We start from the raw sequence: 12729 nt of genomic DNA on the forward strand, positions 1-12729 counted from the left end.
CGTGTGATTACAAGACTTTCCGCCCGCTATGTTCTTGCCCATCGCAACGGTCGGCACGTGCTGCTGCGGGACGCGCACGTGGTGTACGAAGGCGACCGCATCACGTACGTCGGCACCGGCGACCCGGGCCCGGTCGACGAGCTGATCGACGCGGGCGAGGCGCTGGTGATGCCGGGGCTGATCGACCTGGACGCCCTGTGCGACGTCGACCATCTGCAGCTCGACTCGTGGGCCTCGCCCGGGAACGCGACCGGTCTGCAGTGGTCCGAGGACTACTTCCGGAACCGCCGGCACGACGTGTTCACGGCCGAGGAGCGGGCCGCCGTCCGCGAGTACGCGCTGATCCAGCTCGCCTTGCACGGCGTCACGACGTACATGCCGATCGCCGCGGAGACGCACAGCGGCTGGGCGGAGACCTGCGACGACTTCGTGGCGGTGGCCGAGGCCGGGCGGCGGATCGGGTTGCGCGGGTACCTCGGGCCGTCGTTCCGATCCGGGGTGAACGTGGTCCGCGCGGACGGGTCGCGGGCCGTGCTGTTCGACGAGGAACAGGGTGAGCGGGGACTGCGGCAGGCCGCCGCGTTCCTGGACTGGGCGGAGGCGCAGCAGGATCCGCTGATCACCGGCGTACTGCTGCCGTGCCGGGTCGAGACACTGACGCCGGACCTCCTCCGGGCGGTGGCCGAGCTGTCCGCGCGGCGCGACGTACGAGTCCGGATCCACGCCCTGCAAGGGCTTGCGGAGCGGCAGGTGATCGGCGAGCTGTACGGCTGTACGCCGCTGGAGCTGCTCGACCGGAGCGGGCTGATCGGGCCGCGGACCCTGATCCCGCACGGGATCTACATCGACCGGCGGGTGCTCGGCGCCGACCACGGCGACCTCGCCCGGCTCGCGGCCGCGGGGGTGTCGATCGTCCACTGCCCGTTGACCTCGTTCCGGTACGGCTCGGCGCTGCGGTCGTTGCCGGCGTACGTCGAGGCCGGCGTCAACGTTGCCCTGGGCACCGACTCGTTCCCGCCGGACCTGATCCGCGGGATGGACACCGGCGTACAGCTGGCCAAGCTGCTCGAAGGACGGGCCGACGCGGCGCCGGCCGAGCGGTACGTCGAGGCCGCCACGCTCGGCGGTGCGAAGGCGCTCGGCCGCGCGGACCTCGGCCGGATCGAGGCGGGCGCGCAGGCGGACCTGGTCGCGTTCGCGCTCGACGACCTCCGTGACGGCGCGGTCGACGACCCGGTCCGGACGTTGCTGCTGTCCGGTACGGCGCGGCAGCTGCGGCACTCGGTGGTCGCCGGGCGGACCGTCGTACGGAATGGTGAGCTGCCCGGCGTGGACCTGGCCGCGGTACGGCGGCGTGGGCAGGAGCTGTTCGGGAAGCTGAAGGCGGCGTACTCCGAGCGCGACCACCGGCGGCGGACGGCCGACGAGTTGTTTCCGCCGACGTTCCCGGCCGTGGACTGATCCGGGCACGGGCGGTGACCGCGCAGTACGATGCCAGCTTCACCGAGCGGCCGACCGGAGGGAGCAGGTCCTGATGATGGCGCCCGCCCCCGACGGCGAGGACCTCTCGATGGCGGATCGCGCGTACCTGGCGCTCCGCGAGGGGATCATCGGCGGCCGGTACCCGATCGGCAGCCGGATGCGCGAACGCGAGCTGTCCGCCGAGCTGGAGGTGTCCCGCGTCCCGGTCCGGGAGGCGATCGCGCAGCTCGAGTCCGAAGGCCTCGTGGTCACCCAGCCCCGGCGTGGTGCGGTGGTCCGGCAGCTGACGCTGGAGGACATCGACGAGCTGTTCGACGTACGGCTGAGCCTGGAGGGCCTGGCCACCCGGCTGGCGGCCGAGCGGGTCCGGGCCGGTGCGTCGACCGATCGGCTGCGCGAGCTGATGGCGACCGCCGACGAGGTGACCCGCGCCGGTGACGTGCAGGCGATCCGGGAGACGAACACCGCGCTGCACCTCGAGATCGTCACACTGTCCGGCAACCGGCTGCTCGGCGAGACGATGGCACCGCTGGTCGGCCGGATCCGCTGGCTGTTCGCGCTCACCAGCGACCGCGACCCGGCCGTCCAGTGCCGCGAGCACCACGAACTCTGCGCCGCCATCGAAGCCGGCAACGCCCCCCTCGCCGAGGCACTCGCCTACGCCCACATCGAACTCGGCCGCGCCCCGTCCCTCACCGCCCTCACCGACCGCCTGCCGCGGAACTGATCCTCAGCTCCCCTTCACATCGGTCGCGAGCACCCGGGCGATGTTGCGTTCGGCGAGGGCGGTGATCGTGACGAACGGGTTGACGCCGAGTGAGCCCGGGATCAGCGAGCCGTCGGTGACGTAGAGGTTCGGGGCGACCCGGCCGTAGGGGTCGGTCGCCTCGCCGAGGAGGCAGCCGCCCAGCGGGTGGTAGCAGAAGTCCGCGGCGAACGCCCGGTTGCCGGCGAACAGGTCGTAGCGGTACGTCGTACCGGCCGCGCGGTTGATCCGGTCGAAGAGCGCCTTCGCCGACCGGATCGACGGCGCGCTCTGCCCGGCCGACCAGTGCAGGTCGGCGCGGTCGGTGCTGTGGTTGTACGTGAACCGGCCGCGCTCGGGGTTGACCGTGATCGCGAGGTACAGGCTTGCCCAGGTCTCGAGGCCGACCGGGAGCGGCGCGATCTCGGCGAACGCCGGGTGCACCGGGTCGTCCCAGTTGTCGATCGCGAGCGTCGGGATCGTGGACTGCAGCGCGCCGGTCGGGTCCCACAGCTGGTTGGCCCGCGCGGTCATCACGTTGCCGTTGCCGCCCCAGCCGGTGCCGATCGCGTCCGGGAGGTCCGGCAGCGTTCCGGTTTCCCTTGCCCTGAGCAACAGTTCGGTGGTGCCGACGCTGCCGGCGCCGAGGAACAGGTACCGGCAGGCGAGCTCGCTGCGCCTCAGCACCGTGCCGGTCGCGTCGATCTGCTCGAGCCCGACCAGGTAGCCGGCGCCCTGCCGGTGGATCGTGGTCACCCGGGTGAGCGTCCGGATCGTCACGTTCCCGGTCCCGAGCGCGTCGGCGAGGTAGGTCTTGTCGAGCGACTTCTTGCCGTGGTTGTTCCCGTAGATCACCTCACCCGCCAGCGCCGACCGCGGTACGGCGTTCCGCTCCTCCTGCTCGAGGTACGCGAAGTCGTACACGTTCGGTACGACGGCGGTCCGGAAGCCGGCCTGGTGCGCGAGCTTCCGGGACACCCGCGCGTACTGGTACACCGGGCTCCGCTCCAGGTACCGCGGGTCGATCGTGTTCACGCCGAGCATCCGCCGGGCGAGCGGGAAGTACCGCCCGTACATGGCGTCCGCGTCGACGTTCGGCAGCACCTTCTCGAAGTACGCGCGCTGCGGTGTCGGAGCCATGCCGCCGTTGACGAGCGAGCCGCCGCCGACCCCACGGCCGACGTACACGTCCATGTTCGGGTAGTCGATCCGGTCCAGCACACCGGCGTACGGCGTACCGAGGTCGCGGTTGACCACGTCCAGCCAGAGGAACGTGTCGAGCGGGGCCTCGGTCCGGCGGTGGAACCACATCGACCGGCGGTCCGGGTTCAGCGTCGAGCAGAACACCTTCCCGTCCGGACCGGGGATGTTCCACTGCTGCCCCATCTCGATCATCGTGGTCGGGACCCCGGCCTCCCCGAGCCGGAGTGCGGTGACCGCGGCGCCGTAGCCGGTACCGACGACGAGCGCGGTGGTGTACGGCGTGGCGGCGGCCGGGCCGATCCGGGTCAGGCCGGTGGCGGCCGCGGCGGTCAGGGCGGTCAGGCCGGCGAACCGGCGGCGAGTCATTGCGGACGGAAGATTCTCGGAAATCACCTGACGCACGGTAGCTGGCCGATCACGTTGATGGCGTGGGTTCGCGTGTCGCAGCTGCAGCGGTGCAAAGTTGCACGGTTAATTGTTTGCAGTGAGTGCAAGATTCTGCCTAGCCTGGTGTGGTGGGGGCAGAGGGTGGGTTGCGGGAGCGCAAGAAGCTCCAGACGCGGGCGGCGCTGGCCGAGGCCGCGTTGCGGCTCGCGCTGGACAAGGGCGCGGAGCACGTCACGGTCGAGGAGATCGCCGAGGCGGCCGACGTGTCGGTGCGGACCTTCTTCAACTACTTCCCGCACAAGGAGCACGCGATCCTCGCGCGCAACCCGGAGCACCTCGAGCGCGCGCTCGAGCGGATCCGGACCGCGCCGCCGGGCGAGTCGCCGCTGACCACGATGTGGTTGATCGTGCACGACGTACTGCGTGACCTGGAGAGCGACGGCCAGCTGTCCCGGCGGGGCGAGCTGATCATGCGGACGCCGACCCTGTTCTACCAGTTGATGTTGACGAGCATCGACGACGAGCGGCAGCTGACCGCCGCGCTCACCGAGCGGATGGGCGAACCGGCCGGGGCTGTCCTGCCCGGGCTGATCGTCAGCACCGCCGGCACCGCCTGCCGGGTGGCGATGGAGCTGCACAAGACCGCTCCGGACCGCCCGGTCACCGAACTGCTCGACGAAGCGTTCCAGCTACTTGCCCAAGGCATCGACACCGCCTTCGGCACGGACCAGAAGAAAGGCAACTCATGACGACGACCTCGGGTGAGGTCACCGCCACACTCACCCCGCGGCAGACGATCCAGGCCATGTCCGGCCTGATGATGGGTCTGTTCGTCGCGATCCTCGCCGGCACCGTGGTGTCCACCGCGCTGCCGAGAATCATCCACGACCTGGGTGCGAGCCAGTCGTCGTACACCTGGGTCGTCACGCTCGAGCTGCTGACCATGACGGCCACCGTGCCGCTGTGGGGCAAGCTCGCCGACCTCTACAACAACAAGCTGCTGATCCAGCTGTCGCTGAGCTTCTTCGTGATCGGCTCGCTGGTCGCCGGGTTCGCGCCGAACATCGAGGTGCTGCTCGGCAGCCGGGTCCTCCAGGGCCTCGGCGGCGGCGGCCTGACCGCGCTGGTGCAGATCGTGATGGCCGCGATCATCCCGCCGCGCGAGCTCGGCCGGTACTCCGGTGTGTTCGGCGCGATCTTCGCGTCCGCGACCGTCGGCGGCCCGCTGCTCGGCGGCTTCCTGGTCGACTCGCCGCTCGGCTGGCGGGCCTGCTTCCTGATCGGCGTGCCGTTCGTGATCGCCGCGATGATCCTGCTGCAGCGCACGCTGAACCTGCCGACGGTCAGACGCGACGTCAAGATCGACTGGTGGGGCGCGGTGCTGATCATGGGTGGCGTCAGCACGCTGCTGGTCTGGTCGTCGTTCGCCGGCAACAAGTTCGACTGGGTCTCCGGCTGGAGCTTCGCGCTGGTCGGGGCCGCCGCGGTGCTGCTGCTGGCCGCCGTACTGGTCGAGCGCCGGCACCCGGAGCCGATCATCCCGATGGACCTGTTCCGGAACCGCACCGTGACGCTGGCGATCATCGCCAGCGCGCTGGTCGGTGTCGCGATGTTCGCCGGGTCGGTGTTCCTCGCGCAGTACTTCCAGATCGCCCAGGGGTACACGCCGACCAAGGCCGGGCTGATGAGCCTGCCGATGATCCTCGGCATGATGACCGCGTCCACGATCGCCGGTGCACTGATCACGAAGTACGGCCGCTGGAAGATCTACCTGGTCGTCGGCAGCGTGCTGCTGCCGATCGGGCTCGGGCTGTTCGGCACGATCGACGCGCAGACGTCGAAGTGGATGCTGTGGGGCTTCATGCTGGTGCTCGGCGTCGGCATCGGCCTGGTGATGCAGAACCTGGTGCTCGCGGCGCAGAACGACGTACCGGCCCGGGAGCTCGGCGCGGCGACGTCGGCGGTCAGCTTCTTCCGGAGCATGGGCGGCACCATCGGCGTCAGCGTCCTCGGCGCGATCCTCGCGAACAAGGTCACCCAGACCCTGAACCCGGGCGGCGCCTCGTCCGGCGGCGGGAGCGCCGTACCGAACATCAAGGACCTGCCGGAGCAGGTGCGGGTCGTCGTCGAGAACGCGTACGGCGACGCGACCGCGCAACTGTTCATGATGTCGGTGCCGTTCGCGGTCCTGGCCCTGATCGCGGTCCTGTTCATCAAGGAGAAGGCACTCCTCACCACCTCCGGCGCCGAGCGCCGCGCACAGGAGGAGCCTGACATCCTGGACGCATGATCGTTGCATTCAGTATCAGTCCGGCGGCAGGTGACGAGACCGGGGGCGTGAGCGAGGCGGTGGCCGAGGCCATCCGCGTGGTTCGCGCCTCCGGTCTTCCCAACGAGACCAACGCGATGTTCACCAACCTCGAGGGCGAGTGGGACGAGGTGATGGCGGTCGTGAAGCAGGCCGTGGACGCGGTCGCCGCCGTGTCGCCCCGGGTCAGTCTGGTGCTGAAGGCCGACATCCGGCCGGGGTACACGGGGCAGCTGACCGCCAAGGTGGAGCGGATCGAGCAGGCGTTAGGCGACTGAGTTCAGGACGCCGATGACCTGCTCGTAGCGGTTCTCCTTCTCGGCGTCGCGGAGGAAGCGGACGCGGTTGACGAGGATCTCCTCGGCGTCCGGGGTGTCCTGCAGCAGCTGGATGGTCTCGTCGGCGTACTCGGCCAGTGGCATCGCGTGCGGGTCGTTCTCCTGGTTGAGCATCGTGGTCTGCACCGCCGGCGGGACCAGTTCGATCACCTGGAGGTCGAGCTGGTGGCGGAGGCTCTGGGTGTAGCTGTGCACGGCGGCCTTGGTGGCTGAGTACGTCGGCGTCATGACCAGGGGGACGAATGCCAGACCTGAGGAGACCGTCATGATCACCCCGTCCTGTTGCTGGAGGAGGTGGGGCGTGAAGGTTGTGACGGTGCGGATGGTGCCGAGCAGGTTGATCGTGATGATCTGTTCGGACAGTGCCAGGTCGTGGCTGCGGAGGTCCTCGGGCTGCATGATGCCGGCCATCGTGATCAGCACGTTGAGGTCCGGGTACTTCGTCGTGACGGTCTCGTAGGCCGCGGTGATCGAGGCGGGGTCGGCGACGTCCAGCTCGACGCCGTCGATGTGGTCCTCGGCGGCGATCTTCTCGAGCAGGTCCTTGCGGCGGCCGCTGATGATCACGGTGTTGCCGAGGTCGCGGAAACGGCGGGCGAGCTCGAGGCCGATGCCCGACGTACCGCCGGTCAGGAAGATCGTGTTTCCGGTCGTTTTCATGGCTCCAGCCTGTGACTGGATGCCGTCGGCAACCAGGCTGAGGTCAGCCTCTGCTCGGCAAGCAGTGGATAACGGCCGGGGCCCGTGGACACTGGACGTATGGAGTACTCCGAGCTGTCCGACTTCCTGCGCAAGCGCCGCGAGGCCCTGCAGCCCGAAGACGTCGGCATGCCGCGCGGGCGCCGCCGCCGTACGCCGGGTCTGCGGCGCGAGGAGGTCGCCGCGCTGGCGTCCATGTCGGCCGACTACTACAGCCGGCTCGAGGGCGGGCGCGGGCCGCAGCCGTCGGTGGAGATGCTCGGCGCGATCGCGCGGGCGCTGCGGCTGACGCTCGAGGAGCGCGACCACCTGTACCTGCTCGCCGGCCACGGTACGCCGCCGCGCACGACGCGGGCGTGCCACATCGATCCCGGCATGCTGCGGATCCTGGACCGGCTGCACGACACGCCCGCGCTGCTGCTGAACCGGTGCGGCGAGGTGGTCGCGCAGACGCCGACGCACGTCGCGTTCGCGGGCGAGCTGACGAATTTCCAGGGCATGGAGCGCGCCGAGGCCTACCGCTGGTTCGCACATCCGGAGACCCGCGCGCTGTACGCCGAGCCCGAGGTGTCGACGCACAGCAAGATCCTCGTCTCGAACCTGCGGACGGTCGCGACCATCGACGGGCCGAAGTCGTACGCGGCCTCGCTCGTCCGGGCGCTGCAGAAACTCAGCCCGGAGTTCCAGGAGATCTGGGACGCGCACGAGGTGGTCGTCGCGCACAGCCGGACCAAGCGCTTCCGGCACCACTCGGTCGGCGAGCTGGAGCTGTACTGCGAACTCATCGACAACCGCGACCAGCAGCAGACCCTGATCGTCTTCACCGCCGAACCGGGCAGCGAGAGCGCCGAGAAGCTGCAGTTGCTGAGCGTCCTGGGCAGTCAGGTGCTGACCGCGGGTTAGATTGCCGCGCATGAGAATCCTGCGTGTGGCCGCTCTCGCGGCAGGAGGTCTGTTGTTGATGAGTAACGTCGTACCGGCTCAGGCGCACGGCGGGCCGTCGTACCGGTGGGAACTGACGCCGACCGGGACGACGGCGCAGTTCCGTGGGCTGGCGGCGGTCAGTAAGGACGTCGCCTGGGTCGGCGGTACGGCGGGGACCGTGTTGCGGACCGTCGACGGCGGGAAGCACTGGCAGAACGTCAGCCCGGCCGGGGCCGAGGCGCTGCAGTTCCGGGACGTCGAGGCGTTCGACGCGGAACGCGCGGTGGCGTTGACGATCGGCGAGGGTGAGGACTCGCGGGTGTACCGCACCGCCGACGGCGGGAAGACCTGGTCGGAGACTTTCCGGAACACCGACCCGAAGGCTTTCTACGACTGCATCGCGTTCAACGACGCCAAGCACGGGCTGGCGATGAGCGACCCGGTGGACGGGAAGTTCCGGATCGCGGCGACGGCGGACGGCGGGAAGTCGTGGCAGGTGCAGCCGACCGACGGGATGCCGGCGGCGCTGCCGGGCGAGGCCGGGTTCGCCGCGAGCGGTACCTGTCTGGTCGCGGGCGCCGGGCGTACGGCGTGGTTCGCGACCGGCGGCGGGGACCGGCCGCGGGTGTTCCGGACCGTCGACGGCGGGCGGCGGTGGACGGTGGCGGACTCGCCGATGGCGAGCGGGGCCGCGGCCGGAATCTTCAGCCTGGCGTTTCGGAACACGTTGTTCGGAGTTGCCGTCGGCGGTGACTTCACCAAGCCGACCGAGGCGGTGAATGCGGCCTCGGTGACGTACGACGGCGGCCGCACCTGGCAGCTGGTCCCCGCGGACAAGGCCCCGAAGGGCTACCGCAGCGGCTCGCACTTCGTCCCGTGGTCGCCGTTCACGGTCATCGCCGTCGGCCCCTCCGGCAGCGACGTAAGCCTCGACGGCGGCCGCAGCTGGACCCAGTTCTACGACGGCAGCTTCGACAGCATCGAATGCGCCGGCCACGGCGTGAACGCCGGCTGCTGGGCCTCCGGCGCCAAGGGCGCAGTCGCCCGCCTGGTGCGCTGACGTTCAGACCGGCGACACCCACTCGTCGCGCGGGTGTCGCCGGTTTTCCGGAAAGATGAGCGCATGCGTAAATTGCTGACCGTTCTGGTGGGGTTCCTGATGGTGGTGCCTACTGTTGCCGCGGCTCAGCCCGACGCGGGGCGTCCGGGCCGGCCGTTGACCGTGATGACCTACAACATCCACCACGGCGCCGGGATCGACGGCGTCCTCGATCTCGAGCGGATCGCCGTACTGATCGAGCAGTCCGACGCCGACGTGATCGGGCTGCAGGAGGTCGACCGGCACTGGGACGTCCGGAGCAACTGGGTCGACCAGCCGGCGTGGTTCGCGCAGCGGCTGAAGATGCACTACGCGTACGCCGCCAACCTCGACCTGCCGCCGAAGAACCCGGGCGAGCCGCGCCGCCAGTACGGGACCGCGATCCTGTCGAAGTACCCGATCCAGGACTTCCGGAACACGCTGTTGCCGCTCTACCCGACCGGTGAACAGCGCGGACTCGCGGTGGCGAACCTCACAGTGCGCGGTGCCAAACTGCGGTTCGCGAACACCCATCTGACCAGCAACAACAACGCCGAGCGGCTCGAGCAGGCACAGAAGGTGGTCGAACTGCTCAGCGGTTCGAAGACCCCGACCCTGCTCGTCGGGGACCTGAACGCGATCCCGACGGCGCCCGAGGTCAAGACCCTGACCGCCGTGTACGACGACACCTGGGCACAGGTCGGCGATGGTCCCGGGTACACGATCGAGGCGGACAACCCGACCAAGCGGATCGACTTCCAGCTGCACAGCGCGGGCCTGCGGCCGGTGCGGGCCGCCGTACCGGTGACGCCGGCGTCGGATCACCTGCCGGTGCTCGCCGCGTTCGTCCTCAGCTGAATCCGGCTCCGCGAAACGCCCCTCCGGCACCGGCCGGAGGGGCGTTTTCGTGCGCCCACCTGCAGCTTCGCGGAATTACAAGCTTGTAGTTTGTCAAGTCGACACACGGGTGAAACAAAGTTACTTGTGTGAAAGCTGTTCCCAATGGGGCTGCAGGCAACTAGTGTCGCGTATGTGGTCCAGGAGGACCAAAAGTTCACGAACCCTGGGGAAGGGGTTCGTGACCGGCGGAAGGAACGATCCCGATGCGGACGCCCTCAAGGGCCACGTCCGGCGAACGGGTCGCGAGTGCTGGGAAGACCGGACGGGCAGGCAAGCTGCTGCTCTCCGGGGTGCTCGCGATCTGCTTGGCCGGCTCCATGGCCGTGCCCACGCTCCCGGCCGAGGCTGCCAAGCCGAAGCCGCCGGTGATCCCGTCCAAGGCCGCGGTCGCGCGGGCCAAGCAGGCAGCTGCCTCCAAGGCCGCCCAGGTCGCCAAGATCGAGCGCGAGCTCGCCGCCGCGAACACGCGGCTCGAGCAGCTCGGCGTCCAGTCCGGGATCGCGGACGAGGCGTACAACGGGGCCGTCTACCGGCTCCAGCAGGCCAAGACCGCGGCGGCCGCCGCCGCGGCCCGGGCCGCCGACGCGGAGAAGACGCTGGCCACCCAGCGGCAGCAGATCGGCCGGTTCGCCGCCGCGTCGTACCAAGGTGGTGGCGACGTCGCGAAGCTCGCGCCGCTGTTCACCGCGGACGGGCCGCAGCAGCTGCTCGACTCCGCCGGTGCGGCGCACTCGGTGTCGGCCGCGATGCAGGGTTCGTACCTGCGCTTCTCGGCGACGCAGGTGATGACCAACCTGTTCAAGGTGCAGGCCGACCAGGCGGTCGTGAAGGTCAAGAAGGCAGCCGACGAGGCGGCCGCGGCGAAGAAGGCCGCCGAGGACGCGGAGGCGGCGCAGGCGGCCGCGGTGACCGCGATCGGGGTCCAGCGGAAGAACTCGATCGCTCAGCTCGCCGTACTGCAGAACATCTCGGTGAAGGTCGCTGCGCAGCGGCAGCGCGGGCTGGAGGAACTCGCCCGGATCAAGGCGGCGGAGGAGGCGGCCCGGAAGGCCGCCGAGCTGAAGCGGCGGATCGCCGCCCAGGAGGCCGCGGAGCGCCGAGCCGCGGCGGCCGAGCAGGCTCGCGAGGAGCAGGAAGCCCGCGAGGAGGCCAAGAAGAACCACGGCAAGAAGCCGAAGCACCACAGGCCGTCGAACGACGGCAACAGCGGCAACGGCGGTGGCGGTGGTGGCGGCAATGACAACGGCGGTGGTGGCAGCTCGTCGGGGGGCGGTGGCTCGGCGGCGGTCAGGTTCGCGATGCGGCAGCTGGGTGACATGTACCTGTGGGGCGCCACCGGGCCGAACCGGTGGGACTGCTCCGGGTTGACGATGGGCGCCTGGGAGAACGCCGGCGTACAGCTCCCGCACTACAGCGCCGCGCAGTACGAGCAGATCCAGCACATCCAGGAGAACGACCTTCGCCCCGGCGACCTGATCTTCTGGGCCCAGGACCCGAACGACCCGGCCACCATCCACCACGTCGCCATGTACATCGGCGGCGGCATGATGATCCACGCCCCCCGCACCGGCAAGCCGGTCCAGATCGACAGCGTCTACTACTGGATCCCGCCGAACTTCTTCGGCCGCCCGTAGCCGTGTAGTTGTCCCCGGCAACAGTCAGCTGTTGCCGGGGACTTCCGCGGTTCAGGGGATGGCGACCAGGCGGCCGAGGCTCGTTCGGGCGTCCAGCGTTTCGTGGATCTTGGTGACGTCGGCGAGTGGGTGGGTGGCGTGGACGTACGGGCGGAGTTCGCCGGACTGCCAGCGCCGCGTGACCTCGGCGATGTCGGCGCGGGCCGCGTCCGGGCGGGCGCCGCGCCAGCCCATGATGGCCACGCCGGTGACGGTCTTGAAGCCGAACAGGGCACCCGCGGGTACTGCGGGCAGTTCGGTGGTGATCGCGCCGTACGTCACCATCGTGCCGAGCGGCCGGAGTAGTCCGAGCCCTTCCTCGAAGACCTTCCCGCCGACCGCGTCGAGGACGGCGTCGACGCCCTCGGGTGCGAGTTCGCGGACCCTGGCCGCCCAGTCCGGGTCGGTGAGGTCGACCGCCTCCGCGCCGAGCGAGCGGATGAAGTCCAGCCGGTGCGGGGAGGACGCCGTACCGATGATGGTCTTCGGGTCGTACGAACGGGCGAGCTGGACGGCGAGGTGGCCGATGGTGCCGGCCGCGGAGTGGATCACCACTGTGCCGCCGGCCGGCAGTTGGGCGGTCTCGAGCAGCCGGTAGGCGAGTGGTCCGGTCATCGGCATCATCGTTGCCTCGGCGACATCGGCGTCGTCCGGGATCGCGGCCAGGAACGCGGCGTCCGCGAGTACCTCGTCCGCGAACGCGTCCTCGGCCAGCGACCCGACGCGTTGGCCGATCGCGACGCCCGGCGGTACGTCGGGGCCGATCGCGGTGATCCGGCCGATCACCTCGCCGGTCAGCAGGCCCGGGAGCGGCCGGTCCCAGGGTGTCCCGCCGCGCCGCAGGACGGTGTCGATCGCGTTCGCGCCGATCGCCTCCGCCCGGATCCGGACCTGGCCGGGGCCGGGCTCGGGGACGGCGACCTCGTCGAGCTGGAGGACGTCGGGACCGCCGTGGCGGTGGTAACGCACTGCACGCATCGTGGGTTCTCCAT

The 12729-nt window shown here is 70.1% G+C and carries 12 protein-coding genes; 9 read left to right on the plus strand and 3 right to left on the minus strand.

What is annotated here, in order from left to right; all coding sequences use genetic code 11:
• Positions 1–3 precede the first annotated feature (3 nt).
• Positions 4–1461 carry a chlorohydrolase family protein gene (locus ACQHIV_RS33900; protein WP_427888204.1) on the plus strand — a complete coding sequence of 486 codons (1458 nt, stop codon included), beginning with the start codon at positions 4–6 and terminating at the stop codon, positions 1459–1461.
• A 73-nt stretch (positions 1462–1534) separates the two neighbouring features.
• Positions 1535–2209 (plus strand): GntR family transcriptional regulator, encoded by a 675-nt coding sequence (locus ACQHIV_RS33905; protein ID WP_427888206.1) that lies wholly within the window; start codon positions 1535–1537, stop codon positions 2207–2209.
• Between the two features lie 3 nt (positions 2210–2212).
• Here ACQHIV_RS33905 and ACQHIV_RS33910 read toward each other — a convergent pair whose 3' ends face one another.
• Positions 2213–3823, minus strand: a complete 1611-nt coding sequence (locus ACQHIV_RS33910) for a GMC oxidoreductase (RefSeq protein ID WP_427888208.1) — start codon at positions 3821–3823, stop codon at positions 2213–2215.
• Positions 3824–3945: 122 nt separating this feature from the next.
• Here ACQHIV_RS33910 and ACQHIV_RS33915 point away from each other — a divergent pair, with 122 nt between their 5' ends.
• The 3 genes from ACQHIV_RS33915 to ACQHIV_RS33925 are packed head-to-tail and all read left to right on the plus strand — an operon-like array spanning position 3946 to position 6403.
• Entirely contained in the window at positions 3946–4566 is a 621-nt protein-coding gene (locus ACQHIV_RS33915) for a TetR family transcriptional regulator (RefSeq protein ID WP_427888209.1), read from the plus strand.
• The gene (locus tag ACQHIV_RS33920) at positions 4563–6107 is read left to right on the plus strand and encodes an MDR family MFS transporter (RefSeq protein WP_427888211.1); all 1545 of its coding nucleotides are present in this window, start codon (positions 4563–4565) and stop codon (positions 6105–6107) included. Before ACQHIV_RS33915 ends, ACQHIV_RS33920 begins: the two co-directional genes overlap by 4 nt.
• Complete coding sequence (locus ACQHIV_RS33925; RefSeq protein ID WP_209692498.1) at positions 6104–6403, plus strand: thiamine-binding protein; 300 nt, start codon at positions 6104–6106, stop codon at positions 6401–6403. The genes ACQHIV_RS33920 and ACQHIV_RS33925 overlap by 4 nt, the downstream gene beginning before the upstream one ends.
• On the opposite strand, the gene ACQHIV_RS33930 is transcribed toward ACQHIV_RS33925, so the two are convergent.
• A complete protein-coding gene (locus ACQHIV_RS33930; protein WP_427888213.1) occupies positions 6392–7123 on the minus strand; it encodes an SDR family oxidoreductase in 732 nt (243 codons plus the stop codon). The genes ACQHIV_RS33925 and ACQHIV_RS33930 overlap by 12 nt on opposite strands.
• A 99-nt stretch (positions 7124–7222) precedes the next feature.
• Between ACQHIV_RS33930 and ACQHIV_RS33935 the strand changes: the two genes are divergently transcribed.
• From ACQHIV_RS33935 to ACQHIV_RS33950, 4 genes are all read left to right on the plus strand, one after another.
• Positions 7223–8065 carry a helix-turn-helix transcriptional regulator gene (locus ACQHIV_RS33935; RefSeq protein ID WP_427888215.1) on the plus strand — a complete coding sequence of 281 codons (843 nt, stop codon included), beginning with the start codon at positions 7223–7225 and terminating at the stop codon, positions 8063–8065.
• A 10-nt stretch (positions 8066–8075) separates the two neighbouring features.
• Positions 8076–9146: a WD40/YVTN/BNR-like repeat-containing protein gene (locus tag ACQHIV_RS33940; RefSeq protein ID WP_427888216.1), complete on the plus strand. Its 1071-nt coding sequence runs from the start codon at positions 8076–8078 to the stop codon at positions 9144–9146.
• Positions 9147–9209: 63 nt separating this feature from the next.
• Entirely contained in the window at positions 9210–10022 is an 813-nt protein-coding gene (locus ACQHIV_RS33945) for an endonuclease/exonuclease/phosphatase family protein (RefSeq protein WP_427888217.1), read from the plus strand.
• A 245-nt stretch (positions 10023–10267) separates the two neighbouring features.
• Positions 10268–11698, plus strand: coding sequence for an NlpC/P60 family protein (locus tag ACQHIV_RS33950; protein ID WP_427888219.1), 1431 nt, complete (start codon positions 10268–10270; stop codon positions 11696–11698).
• Positions 11699–11749: 51 nt separating this feature from the next.
• Here the strand turns inward: ACQHIV_RS33950 and ACQHIV_RS33955 are convergent, their stop codons facing one another.
• Complete coding sequence (locus ACQHIV_RS33955) at positions 11750–12715, minus strand: quinone oxidoreductase family protein (protein ID WP_427888221.1); 966 nt, start codon at positions 12713–12715, stop codon at positions 11750–11752.
• Positions 12716–12729: the final 14 nt, after the last annotated feature.

This window comes from Kribbella polygonati, assembly GCF_050320105.1.
Classification (GTDB): domain Bacteria; phylum Actinomycetota; class Actinomycetes; order Propionibacteriales; family Kribbellaceae; genus Kribbella.

Excerpts from the sequence above, each read along its gene's own strand:
- ACQHIV_RS33905 (WP_427888206.1), top strand. The coding sequence starts at position 1,535 with ATGATGGCGCCCGCCCCCGACGGCGAGGACCTCTCGATGGCGGATCGC.
- ACQHIV_RS33935 (WP_427888215.1), top strand. The coding sequence starts at position 7,223 with ATGGAGTACTCCGAGCTGTCCGACTTCCTGCGCAAGCGCCGCGAGGCC.
- ACQHIV_RS33945 (WP_427888217.1), top strand. The coding sequence starts at position 9,210 with ATGCGTAAATTGCTGACCGTTCTGGTGGGGTTCCTGATGGTGGTGCCT.
- ACQHIV_RS33925 (WP_209692498.1), top strand. The coding sequence starts at position 6,104 with ATGATCGTTGCATTCAGTATCAGTCCGGCGGCAGGTGACGAGACCGGG.
- ACQHIV_RS33930 (WP_427888213.1), bottom strand. The coding sequence starts at position 7,123 with ATGAAAACGACCGGAAACACGATCTTCCTGACCGGCGGTACGTCGGGC.
- ACQHIV_RS33955 (WP_427888221.1), bottom strand. The coding sequence starts at position 12,715 with ATGCGTGCAGTGCGTTACCACCGCCACGGCGGTCCCGACGTCCTCCAG.
- ACQHIV_RS33920 (WP_427888211.1), top strand. The coding sequence starts at position 4,563 with ATGACGACGACCTCGGGTGAGGTCACCGCCACACTCACCCCGCGGCAG.
- ACQHIV_RS33950 (WP_427888219.1), top strand. The coding sequence starts at position 10,268 with ATGCGGACGCCCTCAAGGGCCACGTCCGGCGAACGGGTCGCGAGTGCT.
- ACQHIV_RS33940 (WP_427888216.1), top strand. The coding sequence starts at position 8,076 with ATGAGAATCCTGCGTGTGGCCGCTCTCGCGGCAGGAGGTCTGTTGTTG.